The sequence below is a fragment of the Serpentinimonas raichei genome (assembly GCF_000828895.1).
GTDB lineage: Bacteria > Pseudomonadota > Gammaproteobacteria > Burkholderiales > Burkholderiaceae_C > Serpentinimonas > Serpentinimonas raichei.
In genome coordinates this window covers 1,885,650-1,910,934 of the sequence record NZ_AP014568.1, presented here as the reverse complement: position 1 = coordinate 1,910,934, position 25,285 = coordinate 1,885,650, and the positions used below count along the sequence as shown (strand labels likewise).

Sequence of the window (25,285 nt, the reverse complement as noted above, 5' to 3'; positions counted from 1 at the left end):
ATGCCCAACCGTCCTGGCGCTTTTTCCCAGCTCAGCCGCCTGCAAAGCGGGCTGCTGCTGGCCGTGGCCGGGGCGGTGGCTTTCAGCGGCAAGGCCATCATCGTCAAGCTGGCGTACCGCTACGGGGTCGATCCGGTCACGCTGCTGATGTACCGCATGCTGTTTGCGCTGCCGCTGTTTCTGGCCATGCTCTGGTGGGCCACCTACCGCAGCAGCAAGGCCGTGGAGCCGTTGCAGCGGCGCGACTGGCTGGCGATTTTGGGGCTGGGTTTTTGCGGCTACTACCTGGCCAGCTTCCTCGACTTTTTGGGCTTGCAATACATCAGCGCCAGCCTGGGGCGGCTGATTTTGTACCTCAATCCCACGCTGGTGCTGCTGCTGGGCTGGCTCTTGTTGGCCCAGCGCGTGACGCCGCGCCAACTGGGTGCGATGGGCCTGAGCTACGCCGGCGTGTTGCTGGTGTTTGGGCACGAGCTGCGCTTCGACGGCTGGAACACCGCCATCGGGGCGGCGCTGGTGTTTGGCAGCGCGCTCAGCTACGCGGTCTATCTGGTCTATAGCGGCGAGCTGGTGCGGCGCATCGGCGCGCTGCGGCTGGTGGGCTGGGCCACCACGGTGGCCTGCTTATTGTGCATCGGGCAATTTTTGCTGCTGCGCCCGCTCTCGGCCGCCGTGGTGGCGCCGGAGGTGATCGCGCTCTCGGTCCTCAACGCAGTGCTGTGCACCGCCGCGCCGGTGGTGCTGGTGATGCTGGCGATCGAGCGCATCGGCGCGGGCCTCACCGCCCAAGCGGGCATGGTCGGCCCCATGGCCACGCTGCTGATGGGGGCGCTGATCTTGGGCGAGCCCTTCAACGCCTGGATACTGGCCGGCACCGCCTTGGTGCTGGCGGGCGTGCTGTGGGTGAGCCGGGCGCCGCGCTGAGGGGCATAGTGCAGCGGCTTGGGTGAGAATCGGGGCTGGGGACTGAATCGATCCGGCCTGCAAGGGCCATTTTGGAGACTGGGCATATGGACTTGGGAATCGCGGGCCGCTGGGCCTTGGTGTGCGGGGCCAGCAAGGGGCTGGGCTGGGGTTGTGCGCAGGCGCTGGCGCGCGAAGGGGTGAACCTGGTGCTCGCGGCGCGCGGGGCCGAGCGCTTGCAACAGGTGGCCGACGAGCTGCAGCGCGCCTGCGGCGTGACGGTGCTGCCGGTGGCCGCCGATGTGACCACGGCCGCTGGGCGCGCGGCGCTGTTTGCCGTTTCCGGCGGGCCGGGGCGGGCCTTCGACATCGTGGTCAACAACGCCGGCGGCCCGCCCACGGGCGATTTTCGCCACTGGGAGCGCGAGCACTGGCTGCAGGCGCTGGAGGCCAATATGCTGAGCCCGATCGAGCTCATCAAAGCCACCGTCGATGGCATGGCCGAGCGCGGTTTTGGCCGCATCGTCAACATCACCTCCAGCGCCGTGAAAGCCCCGATCGACATTTTGGGCCTGAGCAACGGCGCACGCAGCGGCCTGACCGGCTTCGTCGCCGGGCTGGCGCGCAGCGGGCTGGCGGCGCGCGGCGTCACGCTCAACAACCTGCTGCCGGGCAAGTTCGACACCGATCGCCTGGCCGCCACGCTGGCCGCCGGGGCGCAAAAAAGCGGGCAGTCGCTGGAAGCGGTGCGCGCCGCCCAACTGGCGCAAATCCCGGCGCGGCGCTTTGGCAGCCCCGAGGAGTTTGGTGCCGTCTGCGCCTTCCTGTGCAGCGCCCACGCTGGCTACCTCAACGGGCAAAACATTTTGCTCGACGGCGGGGCTTATCCGGGGGCATATTGATGGTGGCACCGCAGCCTAACGCCGCAGCCTAGCGCCGCAGAGAAGAGACCACGATCCCGGCCACGATCAGCGCAAAGGCGACGGCGTGAAACGCCTGTGGCGGTTCACCGAGCAGGGCGGCCGACATCAGTGCCGCCAGCAGTGGTGTGAGGTTGCTAAAGAACGAGGCCACGGTGGGCCCGGCGCGCTGCACCCCTTCGCCCCAGAAGCGGTAGGCGATCACGCCCGGCCCCACGGCCACAAACACCAGCACCGCCACCAAGCCCCAGCTCCAGTCGATGGTGGGGGTGGCCGTGCCAGTGGCGCCAGGCCATAACCACCACTCGCCGGCGGTCAAGGCAGCCGACCAAAACAGACCAAAAATGATTTGCGCCAGCAAAAACGCCGACCAATCGGCGCGGATCGGTGCCGGTTCGTCGCGCCTAGTGAGCAGCCAACTGTAGAGCGCCCAGACGCAGGCAGCCAGCAGCATCCAGGCGTCGCCCGCCACCAGTTGCAACTGCACGATGCGCTGCACCTCGCCGTGCGTGAGCACCACCAGCACCCCCAGCAGCGACAGCGCGGCGCCCACCAGCGCCTGGCGCGTGATGGCGGCGGCAAAAAACAGACGCCCGATCAGCAGCATCCAGACCGGCATGCTGGCCGCCACCAGCGTGACGTTGATCGGCGTCGAGGTATGCAGCGCCAGGTATTGCAGCGAGTTGTAGCCGGCGATTGCCAGCAGGCCGAGCAGGGCAAAGCGGCGCCAGTGCTGCCACAGCCCGCTGTGGCGGCGCAGCACCCAGGCCGCCAGCGGCAGCAAGATGGCAAAAGCCAGCAGCCAGCGCAGGAAGTTGAAGCTCATGGGCGGAATCCAGTCCGCCGCCAGCCGGCCCACGACGGCGTTGCCGGCCCACAACAGCGGGGCGATGGTGAGCAGGGCGGCGGTGCCTAGGGTCAGGGGAGCGAAATGGGGGGCAGACATGGCTGCGACTGTAACGCTTGCGCGCGCGGCAGCGGCGCGCTGGCCGCCGTGCGCGGATGTGAGGCGGGCGATTTCGTGGCAACATCGCGGGCTTGGAGCCCAAACGGTGTGCGCCACCACGCCCTCCCTTTCCCTCAACCGCCTTTGCAGGAGCCTGCCCATGACCCCCCATTCCAGCCGCGCCGTGCGCATCGAGCACACCGGCGGCCCCGAACAGATGCAGCTCGTCACGCTCGAAGTCGGCGCGCCCGGCCCGGGCGAGGTGCGCATCCGGCACCACGCCATCGGCCTGAACTTCATCGACGTCTATCAGCGCAGCGGCCTGTACCCGCTGCCCTTGCCCCTGACGCTGGGCATGGAGGGCGCCGGGGTGATCGAGGCCGTGGGCGCGGGCGTGACGCACCTGCAAGTGGGCGACCGCGCCGCCTACGCCAGCCAGCCGCCGGGCAGCTACTGCGAGCAGCGGCTGCTGCCGGCCACGCACGTGTGCCGCTTGCCCGATTCGATTGCCTTCGAAGAAGGCGCGGCGATGATGCTCAAGGGCCTCACGGCGCAGTACCTGCTGCGCCATTGCAAGCCGGTCGAGGGGCTGGAGGCGGGCGATTTCGTGCTGTTTCACGCGGCGGCGGGCGGGGTCGGGCTGATCGCCTGCCAGTGGGCGCGTGCGCTCGGCCTGCAACTGATCGCCACCGCGGGCACGGACGAAAAATGCGCGCTGGCGCTGGCCAACGGGGCCGCGCACGCCATCAACTACCGCCGCGAAAACTTTGCCGCGCGCGTGCGCGAGCTGACCTTTGGTCGCGGCGTGAAGGTGGTTTATGACGCAGTGGGTAAAGACACCTGGGAGGGCTCGCTCGATAGCCTGGCCCCCTTCGGCCTGCTGGTGAGCTTTGGCAACGCCTCCGGCCCGGTGCCGCCCTTTGCCCCGGCGCTGCTGGCGGCCAAGGGCTCGGTCTATGTGACGCGCCAGACCCTGTTTACACACCTGAGCAGCCGCGCACGCACCCAAGCCATGGCCGATGAGCTGTTTGCCGTGGTTTGCAGCGGGGCGGTCAAAATTCACGTCGAACAGCGCTACCCGCTGGCGCAGGTGCAGCAGGCGCACCGGGCGCTGGAGGCGCGCCAGACCGTGGGTTCGACGGTGCTGCTGCCCTGAAACTCAAGCGGTTCGCGGTCAACTTAATGTGGAAGACACCCCACCAGCAGCCGAGACTCATCCTGACCTCAGGCTGGCCGGGGCCGCGAGATCAGCGGGTAGGTCAGCCTCAGGCGGCTGCGGCTGCGGGATTGGTGATGAAGCCGTGTTTGAGCAGCATCTTCATCCAGCGTGGGGCGTTGCGCTCGACGTTGAGCGCCTCATAATCAACCTCCTTGTCCCGGTAGTGGGTGCCATGGGTGAGCATGGCGTAGATGGTGCGCAGCATCTTGTGCGCCAGCGCGATGATGGACTTCTTGCGCCCCTTGCGGATAGTCAGCGCATCGAACTTGGCCTTGAGCGCACAGCGCGTTCGAGCCGCAGCTTGGGAAAACTCGCACAACAGCCTTCGCACCCAAGCGTTGCCCTTGCGGATGCGCCCGCACTTGCGCTTGCCCGCGCTCTCGTTGTTGCCCGGGCAAATGCCGACCCAGCTAGCCAGGCGCTCAGCGCTGCCAAAGACGCTCATGTCTGCGCCAATCTCTACCAGCAGCATGGCCGCGCCCTGCTCGTCGATGCCGGGAATGGTTTGCAGCAGCGTCAGTTGCGCCCGCCAGGGCCGCAGACCTTCGAGCAAGTACCGATCAAAGCCCGCTATGCGCCGCTCCAGAGACTCGATGTGCTGCATGATCTCATCGGCTACGAAGCGGTGCGCGGCGCTGAACTGCTCGGTGCATAGGGCCTCGAACAACTCGTCTCGGCTGGCACGCAGCCGCCCCTTGTGATCGAGCACCTCGTGCATGGGCTGGCCGACAATCAGCGCCTTGATCATCGCACGCGCACTGCTGCCGTGGATGTCGGAGACCAGCACGTTGAGGCGAATGCCCGCATCCACCAGCACCTTGTGCAGCCGGTTCTTCTCGGCGCTGCACATGCCCACCAGCTTTTGCCGCTGGCGTGCAACCAAGCGCAGTTGGCGCATGAGCTGGGGAGGGATGAACGAGGCGCGCAGCAGCCCCGCACGCGCCAGCGTGGCCAGCCACTGCGCATCGGCCATGTCGGTCTTGCGACCGGGCACGGCCTTGACGTGCCTTGCGTTGACCACCCAAGCGATGATGCCCACCGCCTCCAGTGCCGCAAACGGGCTCTTCCAGTACACGCCCGTGCTCTCCATGACCACTACCTCGGGTGCGATTTGCAGCGCCCACTGCGCCAAGGCGCGCCGATCACGCTTGAAGGCACCAAAGTCGCGCTTGGTCACCTGCACGCGGCCGTCATCGTGCTCGACGACGGCACACGCGGTGATCTTGGCTTGGTGAACATCGAGCGCGAGCACGCGCTTGTGCATCGGGGTCAAATCCATTGCATCTCTCCTAGCAGCTTGAACGATAATCACAAGCGTGCAGGGCAAGCATGGGTGCCGCAGACCAACGGCCTGCCGGGCAAGCCCGGCGGCTCCATTTAATGTGGGCTGTCAGGCATGCACTGATCCGACTGGGTCAGGGCAGCGCCCGCAGGCAATCCAGGGTACGAGTGGTCGGCGGCGGGTCAAGTTAGGAATCGCGGTCAATGTGCCATCAAAGGTTTGACCGACCTCTACCCAAGCTCGCCCGCACACCCCCTCAGTGTCTTCCATCGTCCGGGGTGTCGCGCAGGATTCATGAGAGTTAGATGATTCTCCATCGGCCGCATCCCGGCAAGCAGGCGCTGCGCTATCGCGTCTGGGCCGTTCGAGAGCTTATCGAGAAGGCAGGGATCAATCCATGATCAATTCCATGACCTACAAAGGCTACACAGCGAGCATGGTCTTCGACGCAGAAGACAAGATCATCGTTGGGCGCGTTTTGGACATCGACGACATCATCTCTTTCCATGGTGAGTCTGTAACAGAGTTTGAATCAAATTTTCGCGCAGCCATTGAAGACTACCTTGCCGCCTCGAAGGAGCTGGGTTCTGCTGCGGAAAGGCCGGCCAGTGGCAAAATTATGCTGCGCATTGCGCCCGAGGTCCATGCTGCAGCCCTCAAGGCTGCGGCGAGAAGCGGTACCAGTCTAAACAAATGGGCCGAGGGAGCACTTGTTCAGGCAACTCGAAAACCAAGCGTTCGGGCTGCGGCGCGAAGCGAAGCCTAACCCCCTCGCTTAGACCGACCCGCTGCTGCAGGCAGGGATCCCGCCGCCCCACAAGGCCTAAGCTGCGGTTCAACTCGGACGAGGGTTGCAGCCCGCCGGTTAAGCTCAACGCCAGGCACAAAGATTTTTGCTGCACCTGCGGCGCTGCCCGGTCTTGAAACCTTCACCCTTTGCCACTAGATTGTGCCTGTGCCGCAAGGCACGGCGACGCGCTGCCGCAATCGATCAAGGTCGACCTGAGCGAAACGCCCGAGGCCTACCAGGTGCAGGCCGAAATACCCGGCGTGGCGCGCGAGGACATCCACGTCCACATCGACGGCAGCATCGTGAGCCTGCGCGCCGAAATCAAGCAGCAAGACCGCCAGACCTCCGACGACAAGCTGCTGCGCAGCGAGCGCTACTATGGCTCGGTGGCGCGCAGCTTCCAGATGCCGCTCGAAATCGACGAGGCCGAGGCCAAAGCCAAGTACGACCACGGCGTGCTCACGCTCACGCTGCCCAAGAAGCGCGGCCGCAGCGGGCAGCGGCTGTCGATCGAGTGAGGGCGAAGGGCGCGGCGGCGCGCGTGGGCTGCGCTCAGCGCGAACGCCGCACGCGCAAGATCTCGTCGATGATGATGCCGATCACGCCGATGCTGATGGCGGTGTCGGCGAGGTTGAAGGTGGGGAAGTGGCCGCCGTGAAACACCGGCTGCAACCAGCGGAAGTGAAAGTCCAGCATGTCGATCACGTAGCCGTGCAGCAGTCGGTCCACCAAGTTGCCGATGGCCCCGCCCATGATGCAGGCGATGGCAAAGGCAAACAGGCGCTGGCTGTGATGCTTGTGCAGCAGCCAGATGATGAAGGCGCTGGCCCCTACCGCCACCGCGCTCAAGAACCAGCGCTGCCAGCCGCCGGCGTCGGCCAGCAAAGAAAAGGCTGCGCCGGGGTTGTGGTGCCGCGTGAGGTTGAAAAACGAGGTCACGCGCAGCGCCTCGCCGTGGTCGAAGGCGCCGATGATCAGCGTTTTGGTGAACTGGTCGGCCAGCACGATGGCGGCTGCCAGCGCGAGCCAGAGCCAGAGGCTGGTGGGGGAGGATTTGGCCATGAGGAACTTTGTTGCTTTACGAAGGGTTTCAGGCTACGTGGCGCACTTCGCCGCTGCCATACAGGTTGCTGGTGCAGCGGCCGCACAGATCGGGGTGCGCCGGGTCGTGCCCCACGTCGGCGCGCCAGTGCCAGCAGCGCGCGCATTTGGTGTCGCCCGAAGGCCGCACCTGCAGCGCCAGCTCGGGGCCCGGCTGCAGTTCGACGGCCGAGACGATGAAAACAAATTTGAGTTCATCGCCCAGGCTGCGCAGCAGCGCCAGGTCTTCGGCGTCCAGCGTCAGCACTAGGTTGGCTTGCAGGGATGAACCCAGGCTGCCCGTGGCGCGCACGTCTTCGATGGCCTTGTTGACGTGGGTGCGCAACTCGCGCAGGCGGCCCCATTTGGCCAGCAGGGCCTGGTTCGGGCTGGCCAGCGGCAAATAGGTTTCGGTGTAGATCGATTCGCTGTGGCCGATCAGCGCCCACGCCTCTTCGGCGGTGAAGCTCAAAAACGGGGCCAGCCAGCGCAGCAGGGCGTGCGTGATCTGGTGCAGCGCGGTCTGGGCGCTGCGCCGCGCCAGGCTCTTGGGGGCGCAGGTGTAGAGCCGGTCTTTGAGCACGTCGAGGTAAAACGCGCCCAGGTCTTCGGAGCAATAGACCTGCAGCTTGGCGACCACCGGGTGGAACTCGTAATCTTGGTAGTGCGCCAGCACCTCGGCCTGCAACTGCGCCGCACGCGCCAAGGCGTAGCGGTCGATTTCCAGCAGATCGGCCTCGGCCACGGCGTCGGTGGCGGGGTCGAAGTCGCTGATGTTGGCGAGCAAGAAACGCAGCGTGTTGCGCATGCGCCGGTAGGCGTCGACCACGCGCGCCAAAATTTTGTCGTCGATCGCCAGGTCGCCCGAGTAGTCGGTGGCGGCCACCCACAGGCGGATGATCTCGGCCCCGAGCTTGGAGCTGATCTGCTGCGGGGCGATCACGTTGCCCACGCTCTTGCTCATCTTGCGGCCCGCGCCATCGACGGTGAAGCCGTGCGTGAGCAGCCCCTTGTAGGGCGCGCGGCCGTACAGGGCGCTGGCGATGAGCAAGGAGGAGTGGAACCAGCCGCGGTGCTGGTCGTGGCCTTCGAGGTAGAGGTCGGCCTCGGGGCCGTGCGGGTGCCCGGCGCCGGCGTGGCTGCCCTTGAGCACGGTGGTGTGGGTGCTGCCGGAGTCGAACCAGACTTCCAGGATGTCGCTGCTCTTGCTGTAGTGCGCCGGGTCGGAGGCGTCGCCGATGCGCGCCAGGATGTCGGCCACGCCGAGCTGGCTCCAGGCCTCGATGCCGCCTTGCTGCACCACGTCGGCGGCGAGGTCGATGATTTCCATCGTGCGCGGGTGCGGCTCGCCGCTGTCGGTGTGCAGCAAAAAGGGCAGCGGCACGCCCCAGGAGCGCTGGCGGCTGATGCACCAGTCGGGCCGGTTGGCGATCATGTCGCGCAGCCGGGCGCGGCCGTTTTCGGGGTAGAAGCGGGTTTGTTCGATGGCGTGCAGCGCCAACTGGCGCAGCGTTTGGTCGGCGGGGTCTTGCGTGAAAACCCCTTCGCCCGCGTCCATGCGCACGAACCACTGCGCGGCGGCGCGGTAGATCACCGGGCTTTTGTGGCGCCAGCAGTGCGGGTAGCTGTGCTCGATGGTCTGGCTGGCAAACAGGCGGCCTTGGGCGCGCAGGGCTTCGATGATGGCGGCACCGGCCTGCCAAATGGGCTGGCCGCCAAACAAGGGCAGCTCGGGCGCGTACTGGCCGTTGCCCTGCACCGGGTTCAAAATGGCGTCGAGCGCCAGCCCGTGCGCGACGCAGGAGTTGAAGTCTTCCACGCCGTAGGCGGGCGCGGAGTGGACGATGCCGGTGCCGTCGTCGGCGGTGGCGTAGTCGGCCAGATAGACCGGGCTGTGGCGCTGGTAGCCGGGGTGCGCCGTGGCCAGCGGGTGCTCGAATTCGATCCCTTCGAGTTCGCGCCCGGCGCAGGTGGCCAGCACCTGGCCGCTCAACTGGTAGCGCTGCAAGCAGCTCTCAACCAGCGCCTCGGCCAGCAGCAGCAGGCCGCGCGGCGTCTGCACCAGCGCGTAGGGCAGCTCGGGGTTGAGGTTGAGGGCCTGGTTGGCGGGCAGGGTCCAGGCGGTGGTGGTCCAGATCACGGCGTAGATCGGCTGCGCGTCGAGCCCGGCGGCGCTGCCGTGCGGCAGCCCGTGGTCGCGGAAAAAAGCCTGCAGCAGGCGCTGCGGCTGGGCGCACAAAAAGCCCACATCCAGGCTCTGGCTGCGTTTGTCCTGGTATTCGATCTCGAATTCGGCCAGCGAGGAGCCGCAGTCGAAGCACCAGTAAACCGGCTTTTGGCCGCGATAGACGAAGCCGCGCTCGAGCACGCGCTTGAAGGCGCGGATTTCGTTGGCCTCGGTCTCGAAATCCATGGTGCGGTAGGGCCGCTCCCACTCGCCCAGCACCCCGAGGCGCTGGAAGTCGGCCATTTGCTGCGCGATCTGCTCGCTGGCAAAGGCGCGGCTCTTGGCTTGCATGGCGTCGCGGCTCAGGCCCCGGCCGTGCAGTTTTTCGATCGCGTTCTCGATCGGCAGGCCGTGGCAGTCCCAGCCTGGGATGTATTGGGCGTCGAAACCGGCCAGTTGGCGCGCCTTGACGATCATGTCTTTGAGCACCTTGTTGACCGCGTGCCCGATGTGGATCTGGCCGTTGGCGTAGGGCGGGCCGTCGTGCAAAATGAACTTGGGTGCCCCACGGCGTGCGGCGCGCAGGCGCTGGTACAGCCCTTTTTCGTTCCACTCCTGCACCCAGCCGGGTTCGCGCTGCGGCAGGTTGCCGCGCATGGGGAACGGGGTGTCGGGCAGGTTCAGCGTGGCGCTGTAGTCGCGCAAGGTGGGCTGGGGCTGGGGCGGGGTGTCTGGCATGGGGTGGGGCTTGTGGGGCGCGGCCTAGAGTAAAACGACTTCAGGCCGGTGGCCGGCGCTGGGCCAACCAAGCCCGGGCGGCGGCGCAGTCGTGCGCGATGCCGGCGGTGAGGGCGGCCAAGCCATCGTAACGGAGTTCGTCGTGCAATTTGTGCAGCAGCTCGACGCGGATGATTTTACCGTAGGCCTCGCCCGGCGTCGTGGCGTTTTGCAAGGCCCGCTGCACCCGCTCGGGCCACTCCAGGCAGTGGGTTTCGAGCAGCACCCGGCCGCCGTTGGCGTCGTCGGGGTCGAGCGAGGGCCGCACCCCGAGGTTGGCGACTCCGGGCAGCGGCGGCGCGCTGGGGTCTGGCTCCAGCCCATGCACCTGCACCACGAAAATGCCGCTGGCGGCCGGTTTCCAGTGGTCAAAACGCAAATTCAGGGTGCGAAACCCGTCCTCGGCCCCGCTGGCCGACTCCCCCAGCGCGCGCCCAAGCTTGCGCCCGTGCACCACATGGCCGCTGATGGCGTAGGGCCGCCCGAGCAGGGCGGCGGCGGCGTCCATGTGGCCAGCGGCCAGAGCGTCGCGCACCTCGGAGCTGGAGACGCGCACGCCATGCACCTCGTAGCTCAGCATGCGCGCCACGTCGAAGCCCTGCGCGCTGCCGGCGGCGTCGAGCAGCGCGTAGTCGCCCCGGCGCTGGGCCCCGAAGCGGAAATCGTCGCCCACCAGCACGTAGCGCGCCCCGAGCGCGCCGAGCAACACCTGGTCGATGAAGTCCTGCGCCGCCAAGGCCGCCAGCCGCTCGTCAAAGGGCAGGATCACGCATTGATCGACGCCGCAGCGGCGCAGCTCGTGCAGCTTGTCGCGCAAGGTGGCGATGCGCGCCGGGGCCAGATCGGGCTGGCGGTATTTTTTGGCAAAGTAGTCGCGCGGGTGCGGCTCAAACGTGAGCGCGCAAGTGGGCAGGCCACGGTGGCGCGCCTCGTTGCCCAGCAGCGCCAGCATGGCCTGGTGGCCGCGGTGCACGCCGTCGAAATTGCCAATCGTGAGCGCGCAGCCGCCGTGGGAGCGGGTCTGGCGCAGCAGGTTGGCCATGCCTTGGATGATTTTCATGCGACAAAAAGGGGAGTTTTCAAGCTGGTGTCGTCAAATCGAAACCAAAGCGCGCTATATTGACACAAACCGGTGTGGGCGCTGCCCCATCGGGCAAGCGCTTTTTGCCTGCCGCTGCCTTGGCACGGTGGCTGGTAGGCCGGGTTTTGTGCATCTTAGCCCCCTCTGTGGGGCCTGACGCGAGGGCTTGGCTTTGAAGGTGTTGAAATTGTCGGCACAGGGCGTGCCGCAGTCGTGGATCAGCCTGGAGCAGGCGGTGTTGCACTACGCCGCCGACGAAGTGCGCTGGGAGGCGGGCCTGCGCGTGGCGCGTTTTCGCGGCGGCTTCAATGCCGTCAGCGGCCGCCAGTCGGTGATCGAAATCAACTCCATCATCGGCACCGCGGGTGTGCCGGGCATCAACCCCTTCGAGCTCAAGCCGAGCCTGAGCAACGAAAAACTCTTTGCCCGCGACCGCTGCGTCTGCGCCTACTGCGCCGACACCTTTGCCGAGTCGTTCCTGACGCGCGAGCACATCCGCCCGCTGGCGCAAAAAGGCGGCGACCACTGGATGAACGTGGTCACGGCCTGCCGCAGTTGCAACCACCGCAAGGGCAACCGCACCCCGGAGCAGGCGCGCATGCCGCTGCTCTACACCCCCTACGTGCCCAGCCTGTGGGAGGATTTCATCTTGCGCAACCGCCGCATCCTGGCCGACCAGATGGAGTTTCTGGCCGCGCGCCTGCCGCGCCACTCCCGGCTGCACGCCTGAGGCCCCTGGCCGGATCGCAGCGGAGCATGGATTCTATTGATCGATTAGGTAAAACCAATCCCACAAACCGATAGCCAAAGCCTACACTGAGCGCATCTTCCCCCGCCCCTTTTTCAACCAGGAGATGAGACCATGACGACCGAATCCAAATGCCCCTTTCACGGCGCGCCCACTGCCCCGGCAGTGGCGGGTGTGCGCTCCAACCGCGACTGGTGGCCCGAGCAGCTCAACCTGCGCATCCTGCACCAGCACGGCTGCAAGTCGAACCCGATGGGCAAGGACTTTGACTACAAAAAAGCCTTCGCCGCACTCGACCTCGACGCCGTGGTGCAAGACCTGAAGGCGCTGATGACCGACTCGCAGGACTGGTGGCCGGCCGACTACGGCCACTACGGCCCCTTCTTCATTCGCATGGCCTGGCACGCTGCGGGCACCTACCGCATCCACGACGGCCGCGGCGGTGCCGGCCACGGCGCGCAGCGCTTCGCCCCAGAAAACAGTTGGCCCGACAACGGCAACCTCGACAAGGCGCGCCGCCTGCTGTGGCCGATCAAGCAAAAATACGGCAAGAACCTGTCTTGGGCCGATTTGCTCATCCTCACCGGCAACGTGGCGCTGGAATCGATGGGCTTCAAGACCTTCGGCTTTGCCGGTGGCCGCCCCGACATCTGGGAGCCGCAAGACGACATCTGGTGGGGCCCCGAAACCGAGTGGCTGGGCGACAAACGCTACAGCGGTGAGCGCGACTTGGCCAAGCCCCTAGGCGCGGTGCAGATGGGCCTGATCTACGTCAACCCGCAAGGCCCCAACGGCGTGCCCGACGCGCTGGCTTCGGCGCGCGACATCCGCGAAACCTTCGCCCGCATGGCCATGAACGACGAGGAAACCGTGGCCCTGGTCGCCGGCGGACACACCTTTGGCAAGGCGCACGGGGCCGGGCCGGAATCGCACGTCGGGCGCGAACCCGAGGGCGCTCCGATCGAGCAGCAGGGTTTTGGCTGGGCCAACAGCTTCGGTGCTGGCAAGGGCGGTGACACCATCACCAGCGGCATCGAGGGTGCCTGGAGCCCGAACCCTACCCAGTGGGACCACAGCTACTTCGAGATGCTGTTTGGCTACGACTGGAACCTGACCAAGAGCCCGGCCGGCGCCTGGCAGTGGGAGCCGGTCAACGTGGCCGACAAAGACCTGGCCCCGGCCGCGCACGACCCGGCCAAGCGCGTCAAAACCATGATGACCACCGCCGACTTGGCGCTGCGCTTCGACCCGGCCTACAACAAGATCGCCCGCCGCTTCCAGCAAAACCCGCAGGAATTCGCCGATGCCTTCGCGCGCGCTTGGTTCAAGCTCACGCACCGCGACATGGGCCCGCGCGCCCGCTACCAAGGCAAGCTGGTGCCCCAAGAGGTGCTGGTCTGGCAAGACCCGGTGCCCGCAGTTGACCACGCTCTAATCGACGCCGCCGACGTGGCCGCGCTCAAGGCCAAGGTGCTGGCCTCGGGCCTGAGCGTGTCGCAACTGGTGGCTACCGCCTGGGCCTCGGCCTCGACCTTCCGCGGCTCCGACAAGCGCGGCGGGGCCAACGGCGCGCGCATCCGTCTGGCGCCGCAAAAAGACTGGGCCGCCAACGACCCGGCGCAGCTCGCTTCCGTGCTGGCCAAACTCGAAGCCATCCAGCAAGGCTTCAATGCCAGCGCTGGCGGCGGCAAAAAAGTCTCGCTGGCCGATTTGATCGTGCTCGCCGGTGGCGCCGCCGTCGAGGCCGCAGCCAAGGCCGCTGGGCATGAAGCGACGGTGCCGTTCCGCCCTGGGCGCACCGATGCCAGCGCCGAACAGACCGATGTGGCCTCCTTTGCCGTGCTGGAGCCACGCGCCGACGGCCTGCGCAACTACGCCGCCCCCGGCTGCGAAGCCCATGCAGCCGAGTTGCTGATCGACCGCGCCCAACTGCTCACCCTCACCGCGCCCGAGCTGACGGTGCTGGTCGGTGGCCTGCGCGTGCTGGGCGCCAACAGCGCGGGCAGCCGCCACGGCGTGTTCACGCAGCGCCCCGGCACGCTCTCGACCGACTTCTACACCCACCTGCTCGACATGGGCACGACGTGGGCGCGCTCGGCCGCCAACCCGAACGTGCTCGAAGGCCGCTGCCGCAACAGCGGGGCCGTGAAGTGGACCGCCACCGTGGCCGACTTGGTGTTTGGCTCCAACTCGCAACTGCGGGCGCTGGCCGAGGTCTATGCCGAAAGCGGCAACGAGCGCAAGTTCGTCGAGGACTTCGTCGCCGCCTGGGTCAAGGTGATGGAGCTGGACCGCTTCGATCTGCGCTGAACCCGGCCGAACTGCTACTATGCGCAATCGCCGCCAGCCCTTTGGCCGCTGGCGGCGGTTTTTTTATAGGCGAGGGCAGCCATGAGCCATTCCACCCCGAGCGAACCCCTGGAGATGAGCGGCCCGCACCGCTGGCGTTTTTTTCGCAGCGGCGGCTTTGACCAGGTGCGCATCGAAACCGCGCAGGATTTGCGCTGCCTCGACCAACTCGACCAAAAACTCTGGGCCGTGCTGGCCTGCCCGACCTCCGGGCTGGAGTTCGACAGCCGCACCCTGCAACGCATCGACACCGACGGCGATGGCAGCATCCAGGTGCCCGAAATCCGTGCGGCGGTGCGCTGGGTGTGCGAGGTGCTGCACAACCCGCAGCTGCTGTTTCAGCCCGGCGCCGAGCTGCCGCTGGATGCGCTGCGCGCCGATACGGCGGCGGCAGCGCCCCTATTCGCCGCCGCGCACCAGGTGCTGCTGCGCCTAGGCAAAGCGGGTACCCCGCACCTGAGCCTCGATGACCTGAGCGAGCCTGCGCGCCTGTTTCCGCCCACGCTGCCCAATGGCGACGGAGTGGTACCAGCCGAACTGGCCCCGGATGCGGCGTGCGCCGAACTGATCGGGCACGTCGTTGCCACCCAGGGCGCGCAGACCGACCGCAGCGGCCAGCCGGGGGCCACGCAAGCGGGCCTAGAGGCCTTGCTGGAGCAGGCGCAACAGGCGCTCGACTGGCACCAGCAGGCTCCAGCCCAGCCCGGCCCGGTGCCCGATGCCGCTCCAGATGCAGCGCCTGGTGCGGCCCCCGTTCCCGTTCCCGCGCCCGCTGCCCTGCCGGTTTCGGGCCTGCAAGAGACCTGCGCCTTGCAAGCCTTCGACGCCGTGCAGGCCAAGGTGGACGATTTTTTTACCCGCTGCCGACTGGCCCATTTCGACCCCCAAGCCGAAATGGCGCTCAACCCGGAGCAAGCGCGCTACACCGAACTGGCCGCGCAGACCCTGCATGAAGGCAGCGAAGCGCTGGCCGCCTTGCCGCTGGCCCGGGTGCGCCCGGGGGCCGAATTGCCGCTGTGCGAGGGGCTCAACCCCGCTTGGCAGGCGCGCATTAGCGCGCTGCAACGGGAGGCGGTGTGGCCGCTGCTGGGCCCGTGTTCGGCGCTCACAGCAGCCCAGTGGGAAAGCCTGCGTGCGCGGCTGGCCGCCCGCCGCGCCTGGCTGGCGCAACGCCCCGCCACCGCGCTGGCCGACTGGAGCCCCGAGGCGCTGCGCGGCTTGCTCGACGGCCCGGCCCCGGCGCAGTTGGCCGCACTGATCGAGCTCGACCGCCAAGCCGACGCCAACGCCGCCGGCATCGAGGCGCTGAAGCTGTTGCTGCGACTGCGGCGCGACCTCGTGCCCTTGCTGCGCAACTTCGTCAACCTGAGCGATTTTTACAGCCAGCAGCAGCCCGCCATCTTTCAGGCCGGCACGCTCTACATTGACCAACGCAGTTGCACCCTGTGCCTGCGCGTGGCCGATCTGGAGCGCCACAGCGCGCTGGCCCCGCTCTCGGGTGTCTACCTGCTCTACTGCGAATGCGAGCGCCCCGACGAGGCCCCGATCACCATTGTTGCGGCCCTGACCGGCGGCGACGCCGACGAGATGCTGGTGGCCGGGCGCAACGCCCTGTTCTACGACCGCCAGGGGCGCGACTGGAAGGCGCGCGTGCTGCGCGTCGAAGAAGCCCCGATCAGCGTGCGCCAGGCCTTTTGGATGCCCTATCGGCGTATGGCCCGCTTCGTAGGCGAGCAGTTCCGGCGCTTGGCGGCGGCGCGCGAGCAGCGGGTCGAGGCGCAGTCGGCCGCCGGGGCTGGCGCACTACCCGGTGCGGCGGGTGCGCACGCAGCGGCCCCGGCCGCCGCCGCGGCTTTCGACATTGCGCGCTTTGCCGGCATTTTTGCCGCCATCGGCTTGGCGCTGGGGGCGCTGGGCACCGCGCTGGCCGCGATTCTGAGCGGCTTTTTTCGCCTGCCGCTGTGGCTGATGCCGCTGGTCTTGCTCGGACTGCTGCTCGGGTTGCTGCTGCTCATTTCGGTCCCCGCGATGCTGCTGGCCTGGTTAAAGCTGCGCCAGCGCAACTTGGGGCCCTTGCTGGACGCCAACGGCTGGGCGGTCAATATCCGGGCCCGCATCAACATCCCCTTTGGCGCCTCGCTCACCGGCGTGGCGCAACTGCCCGCTGGGGCCGAGCGCAGCCTGGTCGATCCCTACGCCGAGCCCGCGCGGCCTTGGGGCTGGTATGCCGTGCTGGGGCTGGGGTTGGGGCTGGCGCTGACTTGGTTGCTGCTGCTGCGCTGATTCGGGCCCAGCGTCAGGGGTGTCAGGCAAACACCCCGGCGCTCTCGCGCATACGCGCCGACACCTCGCCCAGATGGTGCAGCGTGTCGCCCAGGCTGAGCTCGAGCTGCGTGAGTTTCTTGAAGCAGTGGCTGATGAGGTATTCGTCGGTGACGCCGATGCCGCCGTGCAACTGCACCGCCTGCTGGCCCACGAAGCGCATCGACTGCCCCAGCTGCACCTTGGCGCGCGCCAGCGCCTGGCGGCGCTCATCGGCTGGCGCACCGAGCTTGAGGCTGGCGTAGTAGCTCATGCTGCGCGCCAGTTCGAGCTGCATTTTCATGTCGGCCACGCGGTGCCGCAGCGCCTGGAAGCTGGAAATCGGCACCCCAAACTGCTGGCGCGTGTTGAGGTAGTCCAGCGTGTAGGCCAGCGTCTGCTCCATCACCCCCACGCCTTCGGCGCAGGCGGCGGCGATGCCCACATCGGCGGCCCACTCCAGCGCCGCCTGGCCATCGGGGCTGAGCAGTTGCGCGGGCGTTTGCGCAAAGCCCACTTCGGCGGCGCGGCTGCCGTCTTGGGTCGGGTAGGCGCGGGTCTGCACCCCGGCGGCGTCGCGGGGCACCAGAAACAGCGCCAGCCCTTGCGGGGTCTGGGCTGGCACCAGAAACGCGTCGGCGCAGTCGCCAGCGGGCACCAGGCTTTTGCCGCCACTCAGCAACCAGCCCGCGCCATTTGGCACCGCCTGCGTCGCCACGGCCCCGAGCCGGTGCCGCAGCCCGCGTTCCACGTGCGCCAGCACCAGCAGCGCCTCGCCACTGGCCAGGCGCGGCAACCACTGCTGCTGCAGGGCCGCGGGGGCGTGCGCTTGCAACACGGCGGCGGCAATGTAGGCCTGCGCCAGCGGCTCCAGCACCAGGCCGCGGCCGAGTTCTTCTTGCACCACCATCGCCTCCACCGCCCCCAGGCCGAGGCCGCCGTGGGCTTCGGCCACCGTGAGGCCGCACAAGCCGAGTTCGGCCAGTTCGGCCCAAGTGGCGCGCTCGAACCCCCCGGCGGCGGCGGCGGTGCGGCGGCGCTCGAAGGGGTAGGCTTTGTGTACCCAGCGCCGCACCGCTTCGCGCAGTTGCAGTTGGTCGTCGGAAAAGTCGAAATCCATTGCGTGTCTCCGGGTGGGTTTAGCCGAGCAGGGTTTGGGCCACGATGTTGCGCTGCACCTCGTTGCTGCCGCCGTAAATCGTGGTTTTGCGCAAGTTGAAATAATTCGCTGCCAGCGGGGCGTTGCCGGGCACGCCGCCAGGGAAGTCGCCCTGCCAGCCGGCCTCCATGGCCTCAAAGATGAAGGGCAAGGCAAAGGGGCCGGCGGCGAGCATCATCAGCTCGGCGTAGCGCTGCTGGATTTCGCTGCCGCGGATTTTGAGCAAGCCGGCGATGTCGAGCGGGTTTTTGCCCGATTTTTCGGCCGCCAGCACGCGCAGCACCAGCATTTCGAGCGCCACCACATCCACTTCCAGCAGCGCGATCTGGTCCCGAAAGCGGGCATCGTCCCACACCCCTTCGGCTTGGGCGATGCGCTTGAGGCGCTCGAGCTCGCGCTTGGCGCGGTTGACTTCGGCGATGTTGGTGCGCTCGTGGCTGAGCAGGTGCTTGGCGTAGCTCCAGCCCTTGTTTTCCTGGCCGATGAGGTTGTTTAGCGGCACCTGCACGTCGTCGAAAAACACTTCGTTGACTTCGTACTCGCCATCCAGCAGCCGCACCGGGCGCACCGTGACGCCGGGCGACTTCATGTCGATCAGCAAAAAGCTGATGCCGGTCTGCGGTTTGCCTTCGCTGCTGGTGCGCACCAGACAAAAAATCCAGTCGGCGTGCTGGCCGAGTGTGGTCCAGGCTTTTTGGCCGTTGACGAGGTAGTGGTCGCCCCGGTGTTCGGCGCGGGTCTTGAGGCTGGCCAGATCGGAGCCGGAACCGGGCTCGCTGTAGCCTTGGCACCACCAGACTTCGCCGCTGGCGATGCCGGGCAAGAAGCGCTGCTGCTGCTCCGGGCTGCCGTAGGCCATGATGACGGGTGCGACCATCACCGGCCCGAAGGGGATCACGCGCGGGGCCCCGGCGAGGGCGCATTCTTCTTCGAACAAATGCTTTTGCACCGCGTTCCAGCCCGGGCCACCGAAGGCTTTGGGCCAGCCATGGCCCAGCCAGCCTTTGCGCCCCAGCACCTTGGCCCAGCCTTGCAGATCGTCGCGGCTCAGGCGCAGGGCGTGGTGCACCTTGTGCGCCAGCTCGGGCGGCAAGTGATCGCGCACCCAGGCGCGGATTTCGGCTCTAAAAGCCTGCTCTTCGGGCGTGAATGCCAAGTCCATGGGGCCGGTCTCCTGTGCTGCGTTGCTAGAGCCAAGGTTGTAGCACGCTCAGCGTGGCGGCGCTGTCCGGGCGGTGACAGGGCGGGCCGCACCGCCCGCAACCCGTTCAGCCTCCGGCCTGCTCCAGCCGCTGCTCCAGCTGCTGCACCTGCTGCTCCAGCGCCTGCACGCGCTCGGCCAAGGCGGCGAACTGGGCGGAAAATTGGGCCGCCAGCTCCGCACCCGGCCCCGCGCCGCCAAGCTCTGCGACTGGCTCCAGCGCCGGGGCGCCGCACAGCAGATGGGCCCAGCGCGGCTCGCGCGCACCCGGCTGGCGCGGCAGCAAGGTCACCAGCGGCCCGCCCTTGTGCGCCGCGCGCTGCTGCAGCTCCTCCAAAAAGGCCTCCACCGACGCGATGTCCAAGAAGCGGTACCAGCGCTCGGCGTTCAGGCGCAGTTCGCCCGCGGTCTGCGGCCCGCGCAGCATCAGCAGCCCCAGCAGCACGGCGGACTGCTCGGGCACGCCCACGGCGCGCTGAAAGTTGTGCTCGAAGCGCGGCACGCGCCCGCCACTGCTCTCGAACACCAGCGTGCGCTGGCGCAGGCCGTCGAGCGCCTCGGCGACATCGGCCTCGCTCAAATTCAACACCGGCTCGCGCGCCGACTTCTGGTTGCAGCCCAGCAGCAAGCTGTTGAGGGTGAGCGGGTAGCTATCGGGCACGGTGCGCGCCTTTTCCATCAGCGTGGCGAGCACACGCGCTTGCGCCACGCTCAGGGGCTCGAAGGCGGGATGGGCTGGGGTGCCGGGGGCGTTGCTGGGATCGGGTTCGGGCAGACTCATTACACTCGCATCCATATGGTTGAAACAAAGAACATTGTCGTGCTGATTTCGGGCACCGGCTCAAATATGCAGGCCCTGGTGCGGGCATCCCAGCAGCAGCACTGGCAGCAGCGCTTTGGCGCACGCATCGCCGGGGTGTTGAGCAACAAGGCGCAGGCGGGCGGGCTGGCGTGGGCGCAGGCGCAGGGGCTGCCCACCGCGCTGGTCGAGCACAGCGCCTACCCGAATCGCGCCGCCTTCGAGGCCGAGCTGACGCAGGCCATCGCCCGCTTCGACCCCCACGGCCGCCCGGATCTGGTGCTGCTGGCGGGCTTCATGCGCATTCTGGGGCCGGATTTCGTGCAGCACCACGCCGGGCGCCTGCTCAACATCCACCCCTCGCTGCTGCCGGCTTTTCCGGGCCTGCACACGCACCAGCGCGCGCTCGAAATGGGTTGCCGCTTCGTCGGGGCCACGGTGCACCACGTCACGGCCGAAGTCGATTGCGGCCAGATTCTGGAGCAGGCCGTGCTGCCGGTGCTGCCCGGCGACACGCCCGAGTCGCTGGCGGCGCGCGTGCTCACGCAAGAGCACCTGATCTACCCGCGCGCGGTCGAGCGCTGGCTGGCGGCGCAGCCCTGAAAGGCCACGTGGCAGCGGCATCCTGCGGTGCTCGCCTTGGCGGCAGGGCCCGTGGCGCAAGCGTGCCGCCCCTCAAACCGCCTTGTGAAACACCAGCCCGGCGTGCTCGCGCATGGCGTGGAACTGGATTTTGGGCCAATTCGCCTCCACTGCGCGCAGCGTGGCCTGGTGATCGACCAGCAGCGTGGGCGCATCCACCGCATCCCAGGCCATGCGGTGCAAATTGGCCTGCATGAAGCGCTTGAGCTCGGTCTCGCCACCGTTTTCGGGCGTGCACGTGACCCAGCGCGCCACCTGGTAGGGGCTGGGGCTGATGCGCGCCTTGACGCCGTATTCGCTCTCCAGCCGGTGCTGCACCACCTCGAACTGCAACTGCCCCACGGCACCGAGCATCAGCACCGTGCCCGCCATCGGCCTAAAGACTTGGATTGCGCCCTCTTCGCCGAGCTGCGTCAGACCGGCCTTGAGCTGCTTGCCGCGCAGCGGGTCCGCCACTTCGACGCTGCGGATGATCTCGGGCGCAAAAAACGGCAGCCCGGTGAATTGCAGCGCCTCGCCCTCGGTCAGGGTGTCGCCGAGCTGCAACACGCCGTGGTTGGGGATGCCGATGATGTCGCCCGCATAGGCCTCGTCGAGCAGCTCGCGCCGCTGCGACAAAAAGCTCACCACCGTGTTCGGGCGCAGTTCCTTGCCCGAGCGCACCACCTTGAGCTTCATGCCGCGCTCGAAGTGCCCGCTGGCGCAGCGCACGAAGGCGATGCGGTCGCGGTGCGCCGGGTCCATATTGGCCTGGATTTTGAACACCACGCCGCTGAACTTGGGCTCGGTCGGCTGCACCGTGCGCTGCATGGCCGGTTTGGGGCCGGGCGGCGGCGCCAGATCGACCAGCGCATCCAGCACCTCGCGCACGCCAAAGTTGTTGATCGCCGAGCCAAACAGCATCGGCGTTTGCTGCCCGGCCAAAAAAGCCGCTTCGTCGAAGGCCGGCGAAGCGCCAGAGACCAGCTCCAGCTCCTCGCGCGCCTGCTGCCACTCGCGGCCAAAGCGGCGCGCCGACTCCGGGTGCGCCAGCCCGGCCAGCACCTCCTCGTCGGCGCCGCGCTTGTCGGCCCCGGCGGCAAACACGCGCATCTGCTCGCTGCGCCGGTCATAGACGCCGTGAAACAGCTTGCCCATCCCGACCGGCCAGGTAAAGGGCACCACCGTCATGCCCAGCTCGCGCTCGATCTCGTCCATCAGGTCCAGCGGTGCCTGCACCTCGCGGTCCATCTTGTTGACGAAGGTGAGGATGGGCGTGTTGCGGGCGCGGCAGACTTGCAGCAGGCGGCGCGTCTGCGGCTCGACCCCGTTGGCGGCGTCGATCACCATCAGCGCCGCATCGACGGCGGTGAGCACGCGGTAGGTGTCTTCAGAGAAATCCTGGTGCCCAGGGGTGTCGAGCAGGTTGATGACGCAGTCGCGGTACTCCATCTGCATCACGCTGGAGGCAACCGAGATGCCGCGCTGCTTTTCGATCTCCATCCAGTCGGAGGTGGCGTGGCGCGCGGCCTTGCGCGCCTTGACCGAGCCCGCGATGTTGATGGCCCCGGAAAACAGCAGCAGCTTTTCGGTCAGGGTGGTTTTGCCGGCGTCGGGGTGCGAGATGATGGCAAAGGTGCGGCGGCGGCGCACTTCGGAGGCTAGATCGGGCATAGCCTAGGATTATCGGCGATAGGCGGGCCAGGCCAAGGCCAAGGCGGGGCAGGGCGGGCCAGGGCGGGCCAGGGCGGCGTGCCAAGGCCGTGCGACAATGAACCCACCATGCCCACCACCCTCGACGGCCAGCTCGTGGTCGCCATTTCATCGCGCGCGCTGTTCGACTTCGAGGCCGAAAACCAGGTTTTCGAGCAAGGCGACGACCGCGCCTACATGCAGTTGCAGCTCGAGCGCTTGCAGCAGCCGGCCCGACCCGGCGTGGCTTTTTCGCTGGTGCAAAAGCTGATGCGCTTCAACCACTCCGGCCAGCCCCGGGTCGAGGTGGTGATTTTGTCGCGCAACGACCCGGTCTCGGGCATGCGCGTGTTTCGCTCGGCGCAGCACTACGGTTTGCCGATCGAGCGCGGCGTTTTCACGCGCGGCGAGCCGCCGTGGCGCTACCTGCGGCCGCTGCGCGCCAATCTGTTTTTGTCCACGCACCTGAGCGATGTGCGTGCGGCGCTGGAGGCCGGGGTGCCGGCGGCGCAGGTCTATCCGCAGTCGGTGCACGCCAGCGACGCGCACCCGAACCAGGTGCGCATTGCCTTTGACGGCGACGCGGTGCTGTTTTCCGACGAGGCCGAGCGCGTCTATCAGGCCCAGGGCTTGAGCGCTTTTCAGCAGCACGAAGCCAGCAAGGCCGGCCTGCCGCTGCCGGGCGGGCCGTTCAAGCCGCTGCTGGAGGCGCTGCACCGGCTGCAAAGTGCCGGCACGGCGCAGATGCGCATCCGCACCGCGCTGGTGACGGCGCGCAGCGCCCCGGCGCACGAACGCGCCATCCGCACCCTGATGAACTGGAATATCGAGGTCGATGAAGCGCTGTTTCTGGGCGGCCTGCCCAAGGGCGAATTTTTGCGCGAGTTCGAGCCCGATTTCTTTTTCGACGACCAGACCGGCCACATCGAACACGCCGCCCGCCATGTGCCCTCAGGGCATGTGGCGAGCGGCATTTCGAATGCGGTGCCAGGCCCCGGCCCTCACAGCCCAAAATCGTAGGCTATGCTCAGCGGCGCGTGGTCGGAAAAACGCTGCGCCTTGTACACACTGGCCTCGCGCGCCAGCGCGGCCAGCGCCGGGGTGGCGAGGTGGTAGTCGATGCGCCAGCCCACGTTGTTGGCCCAAGCCTGGCCCCGGTTGCTCCACCAAGTGTAGGCGGCGGGGCCCTCGCTGGGGTGCAAGTGGCGATACACGTCCACCAGGCCGCCTTGGCCTAGCTCGCGGCCCAGCAGTTGCGTCATCCAAGCGCGTTCTTCGGGCAAAAAACCGCTGTTTTTGAGGTTGCCCTTCCAGTTTTTGAGGTCGATTTCTTGGTGCGCGATGTTCACGTCGGAGCACAGCACGAACTCGCGTTCGGCGCGCAGCGCCTGCAGGTGCGGCCCGATCGCCTCCAGAAAGCGAAACTTGGCCAGTTGGCGCTCGGGGCCGCTGGAGCCGCTCGGAAAGTAGCCACTGATCACCGAAAAACGCCGCCCCGGGCGGTCAAAGCGCAGCTCGATCCAGCGCCCCTCGGCGTCGAACTCAGGCACCCCGATGCCGCTGCGCACCTCGCTCGGTTCGTGGCGGCTGTAGATGCCCACGCCCGCGTAGCCCTTTTTTTCGGCGCAATAAAAGTGGCCGCGCAAGCCCGCCAGCGCCTCTAGGCCGTCGGCCAGTTCGGCCGCTTGGGCGCGCAGCTCCTGCACGCAAATACAATCGGGCGCGGCTTCTTGTACCCATGCCTGCAGGCCCTTGCGGGCGGCAGAGCGGATGCCGTTGAGGTTCAGACTGGTCAAGCGTAACAAGGATTTTTCTCCATGGCAGATGTGCAACAGGTGGCCCAGGTGGCCCAGGCCCAAGCCGGCTCCGGGCTGGATGGGCTGGCGCAGGACTTTGTGCGATTTTCGGTTGAATCGGGCGTGCTGCGCTGGGGCGAGTTCCAGACCAAGGCCGGGCGCTTGAGCCCGTATTTTTTCAACGCCGGCGGCTTTGACGACGGCGCCAAGCTGGGCCGGCTGGCGCAGTGCTACGCGCAGCGCATTATCGCCAGCGGCATCGAGTTCGACCTGCTGTTTGGCCCGGCCTACAAGGGCATTCCGCTGGTGGCGGCGCTGGCGGTGGAGCTGGCGCGGCTGGGCCACAACCGGCCCTTTGCCTACAACCGCAAAGAGGCCAAGGCGCACGGCGAAGGCGGCACGCTGGTGGGTGCGCCGCTGCGCGGGCGGGTGCTGATCGTGGACGACGTGATGAGCGCGGGCACGGCGGTGCGCGAGTCGATCGAGCTGATTCGGGCCGCCGGGGCCACGCCGCACGCAGTGGCGATTGCGCTCGATCGGCAAGAGCGCGCCACCGAAACCGGCCCCGACGGCACGCTGCGCGACCTGCCGCACAGTGCGGTGCAGTACGTGCGCGAGCAGCTCGGCTTGCAGGTGTGCGCGATTGCGCGCCTGAGCGATTTGCTCGATTTTCTGCAACAACAACACAGCCCCGAGATGGCTGGGCACCGCGAGCGCGTGCAGGCCTACCGCCAGCGTTATGGTGTAAACTGATAGTATCGGTTCAATTTTAGGGGTGTCGATGCGGAGCGCACAGAACGCGCAAAGGGTGCGGGCGGGGCTGACGCTGGCGCTGGCGGCGACGCTGCTGGGTGGTGCTGCGCTGGCGCAGACCGGCAGCATCTTCACCTGCACCGACGCGCAGGGGCGCAAGCTGACCTCGGACCGGCTCATCATGGACTGCCTGGACCGCGAGCAGCGCGAACTCAGCCCCAGCGGGGTGGTGCGCCGCGTGATCGCGCCGTCCCTCAGCACCGAGGAGCGCCTGCGTGCCCAAGAGCGCGCCCGCACCGATGCGCAAACGCGCGCCCGCGCCACCGATGAGCGGCGCCAGCAACAGGCGCTGCTGATGCGCTACGCCGACCCAGCCACGCACCAGCGCGAACGCACGCAGGCCTTACGGCCGGTGCAAGCCATGTTGGAGGCAGCTGAGCGGCGCCAGCAAGAGCTGGGGCAGCAGCACCAAGCGGTGGCCGACGAACTGGCCCACCTGCAGCGCGCCGATCCTGCAGCAGCCGCGCCCGCGCGTTTGGTGCAGCGCAAGGCCGATATTGAGCAGCAACGGGTGTCGCAAGAGGGGTTGGTGCGGGGCCATCAACGCGAAATCGAGCGCATCGAGGAGCGCTTCAACACCGAGTTGCAACTGCTGCAGCGCCTGTGGGCGGAGCGGGATGCGCCGGGCCCCGCCCGCTGAT

22 protein-coding genes are annotated in these 25,285 nt (G+C 67.5%); 12 read left to right on the top strand and 10 right to left on the bottom strand.

What is annotated here, in order from left to right; all coding sequences use genetic code 11:
• Together SRAA_RS08950 and SRAA_RS08945 are read left to right on the top strand one after the other, a co-directional pair.
• On the top strand, positions 1–924 hold the full coding sequence (locus SRAA_RS08950) for a DMT family transporter (RefSeq protein WP_045532231.1): 924 nt from the start codon (positions 1–3) through the stop codon (positions 922–924).
• Positions 925–1,010: 86 nt separating this feature from the next.
• Positions 1,011–1,805: an SDR family oxidoreductase gene (locus tag SRAA_RS08945; protein ID WP_045532229.1), complete on the top strand. Its 795-nt coding sequence runs from the start codon at positions 1,011–1,013 to the stop codon at positions 1,803–1,805.
• A gap of 28 nt (positions 1,806–1,833) precedes the next feature.
• Here SRAA_RS08945 and SRAA_RS08940 read toward each other — a convergent pair whose 3' ends face one another.
• The gene (locus SRAA_RS08940) at positions 1,834–2,769 is read right to left on the bottom strand and encodes a DMT family transporter (RefSeq protein WP_045532227.1); all 936 of its coding nucleotides are present in this window, start codon (positions 2,767–2,769) and stop codon (positions 1,834–1,836) included.
• Between the two features lie 160 nt (positions 2,770–2,929).
• Between SRAA_RS08940 and SRAA_RS08935 the strand changes: the two genes are divergently transcribed.
• On the top strand, positions 2,930–3,925 hold the full coding sequence (locus SRAA_RS08935; RefSeq protein WP_045532225.1) for a quinone oxidoreductase family protein: 996 nt from the start codon (positions 2,930–2,932) through the stop codon (positions 3,923–3,925).
• A 109-nt stretch (positions 3,926–4,034) separates the two neighbouring features.
• On the opposite strand, the gene SRAA_RS08930 is transcribed toward SRAA_RS08935, so the two are convergent.
• Positions 4,035–5,267, bottom strand: coding sequence for an IS110 family RNA-guided transposase (locus tag SRAA_RS08930; RefSeq protein ID WP_045530664.1), 1,233 nt, complete (start codon positions 5,265–5,267; stop codon positions 4,035–4,037).
• 400 nt (positions 5,268–5,667) lie between these two features.
• Here SRAA_RS08930 and SRAA_RS08925 point away from each other — a divergent pair, with 400 nt between their 5' ends.
• On the top strand, positions 5,668–6,036 hold the full coding sequence (locus SRAA_RS08925) for a type II toxin-antitoxin system HicB family antitoxin (RefSeq protein WP_045532223.1): 369 nt from the start codon (positions 5,668–5,670) through the stop codon (positions 6,034–6,036).
• Between the two features lie 170 nt (positions 6,037–6,206).
• Complete coding sequence (locus tag SRAA_RS08920; protein WP_045532222.1) at positions 6,207–6,578, top strand: Hsp20/alpha crystallin family protein; 372 nt, start codon at positions 6,207–6,209, stop codon at positions 6,576–6,578.
• A 34-nt stretch (positions 6,579–6,612) separates the two neighbouring features.
• Here SRAA_RS08920 and lspA read toward each other — a convergent pair whose 3' ends face one another.
• Genes lspA through SRAA_RS08905 form a run of 3 tightly spaced genes read right to left on the bottom strand, consistent with a single transcriptional unit; the run spans position 6,613 to position 11,144 of the window.
• The gene (gene lspA, locus SRAA_RS08915) at positions 6,613–7,122 is read right to left on the bottom strand and encodes a signal peptidase II (protein WP_045532220.1); all 510 of its coding nucleotides are present in this window, start codon (positions 7,120–7,122) and stop codon (positions 6,613–6,615) included.
• Positions 7,123–7,150: 28 nt separating this feature from the next.
• On the bottom strand, positions 7,151–10,045 hold the full coding sequence (gene ileS / locus SRAA_RS08910) for an isoleucine--tRNA ligase (protein ID WP_045532219.1): 2,895 nt from the start codon (positions 10,043–10,045) through the stop codon (positions 7,151–7,153).
• A 40-nt stretch (positions 10,046–10,085) separates the two neighbouring features.
• Positions 10,086–11,144 carry a bifunctional riboflavin kinase/FAD synthetase gene (locus SRAA_RS08905; RefSeq protein ID WP_045532217.1) on the bottom strand — a complete coding sequence of 353 codons (1,059 nt, stop codon included), beginning with the start codon at positions 11,142–11,144 and terminating at the stop codon, positions 10,086–10,088.
• 193 nt (positions 11,145–11,337) lie between these two features.
• On the opposite strand from SRAA_RS08905, the gene SRAA_RS08900 reads away from it, so the two are divergent.
• The 3 genes from SRAA_RS08900 to SRAA_RS08890 all read left to right on the top strand — a co-directional run bounded on the left by SRAA_RS08900 (position 11,338) and on the right by SRAA_RS08890 (position 16,545).
• The gene (locus tag SRAA_RS08900) at positions 11,338–11,895 is read left to right on the top strand and encodes an HNH endonuclease (protein WP_045533599.1); all 558 of its coding nucleotides are present in this window, start codon (positions 11,338–11,340) and stop codon (positions 11,893–11,895) included.
• Between the two features lie 132 nt (positions 11,896–12,027).
• Positions 12,028–14,223, top strand: coding sequence for a catalase/peroxidase HPI (gene katG, locus SRAA_RS08895; protein ID WP_045532215.1), 2,196 nt, complete (start codon positions 12,028–12,030; stop codon positions 14,221–14,223).
• An 81-nt stretch (positions 14,224–14,304) separates the two neighbouring features.
• A complete protein-coding gene (locus SRAA_RS08890; RefSeq protein ID WP_197538504.1) occupies positions 14,305–16,545 on the top strand; it encodes a hypothetical protein in 2,241 nt (746 codons plus the stop codon).
• Positions 16,546–16,567: 22 nt separating this feature from the next.
• Here the strand turns inward: SRAA_RS08890 and SRAA_RS08885 are convergent, their stop codons facing one another.
• From SRAA_RS08885 to SRAA_RS08875, 3 genes are all read right to left on the bottom strand, one after another.
• Entirely contained in the window at positions 16,568–17,683 is a 1,116-nt protein-coding gene (locus SRAA_RS08885; RefSeq protein WP_045532213.1) for an acyl-CoA dehydrogenase family protein, read from the bottom strand.
• A 19-nt stretch (positions 17,684–17,702) separates the two neighbouring features.
• The gene (locus SRAA_RS08880; RefSeq protein ID WP_045532211.1) at positions 17,703–18,884 is read right to left on the bottom strand and encodes an acyl-CoA dehydrogenase family protein; all 1,182 of its coding nucleotides are present in this window, start codon (positions 18,882–18,884) and stop codon (positions 17,703–17,705) included.
• A 106-nt stretch (positions 18,885–18,990) separates the two neighbouring features.
• Positions 18,991–19,704 carry a YceH family protein gene (locus SRAA_RS08875; RefSeq protein WP_082039999.1) on the bottom strand — a complete coding sequence of 238 codons (714 nt, stop codon included), beginning with the start codon at positions 19,702–19,704 and terminating at the stop codon, positions 18,991–18,993.
• 15 nt (positions 19,705–19,719) lie between these two features.
• On the opposite strand from SRAA_RS08875, the gene purN reads away from it, so the two are divergent.
• A complete protein-coding gene (gene purN, locus SRAA_RS08870; protein ID WP_045532209.1) occupies positions 19,720–20,325 on the top strand; it encodes a phosphoribosylglycinamide formyltransferase in 606 nt (201 codons plus the stop codon).
• Positions 20,326–20,397: 72 nt separating this feature from the next.
• Here the strand turns inward: purN and SRAA_RS08865 are convergent, their stop codons facing one another.
• Positions 20,398–22,017 (bottom strand): peptide chain release factor 3, encoded by a 1,620-nt coding sequence (locus SRAA_RS08865; RefSeq protein WP_045532207.1) that lies wholly within the window; start codon positions 22,015–22,017, stop codon positions 20,398–20,400.
• Positions 22,018–22,125: 108 nt separating this feature from the next.
• On the opposite strand from SRAA_RS08865, the gene SRAA_RS08860 reads away from it, so the two are divergent.
• Positions 22,126–23,055 carry a 5'-nucleotidase gene (locus SRAA_RS08860; protein WP_045532205.1) on the top strand — a complete coding sequence of 310 codons (930 nt, stop codon included), beginning with the start codon at positions 22,126–22,128 and terminating at the stop codon, positions 23,053–23,055.
• On the opposite strand, the gene SRAA_RS08855 is transcribed toward SRAA_RS08860, so the two are convergent.
• Complete coding sequence (locus tag SRAA_RS08855; protein WP_045532203.1) at positions 23,037–23,840, bottom strand: exodeoxyribonuclease III; 804 nt, start codon at positions 23,838–23,840, stop codon at positions 23,037–23,039. The two genes, SRAA_RS08860 and SRAA_RS08855, sit on opposite strands and share 19 nt — an antisense overlap.
• A 12-nt stretch (positions 23,841–23,852) precedes the next feature.
• Here SRAA_RS08855 and pyrE point away from each other — a divergent pair, with 12 nt between their 5' ends.
• The gene (gene pyrE / locus SRAA_RS08850) at positions 23,853–24,584 is read left to right on the top strand and encodes an orotate phosphoribosyltransferase (RefSeq protein WP_082039998.1); all 732 of its coding nucleotides are present in this window, start codon (positions 23,853–23,855) and stop codon (positions 24,582–24,584) included.
• Between the two features lie 28 nt (positions 24,585–24,612).
• Entirely contained in the window at positions 24,613–25,284 is a 672-nt protein-coding gene (locus tag SRAA_RS08845; protein ID WP_052467534.1) for a hypothetical protein, read from the top strand.
• Position 25,285: the final 1 nt, after the last annotated feature.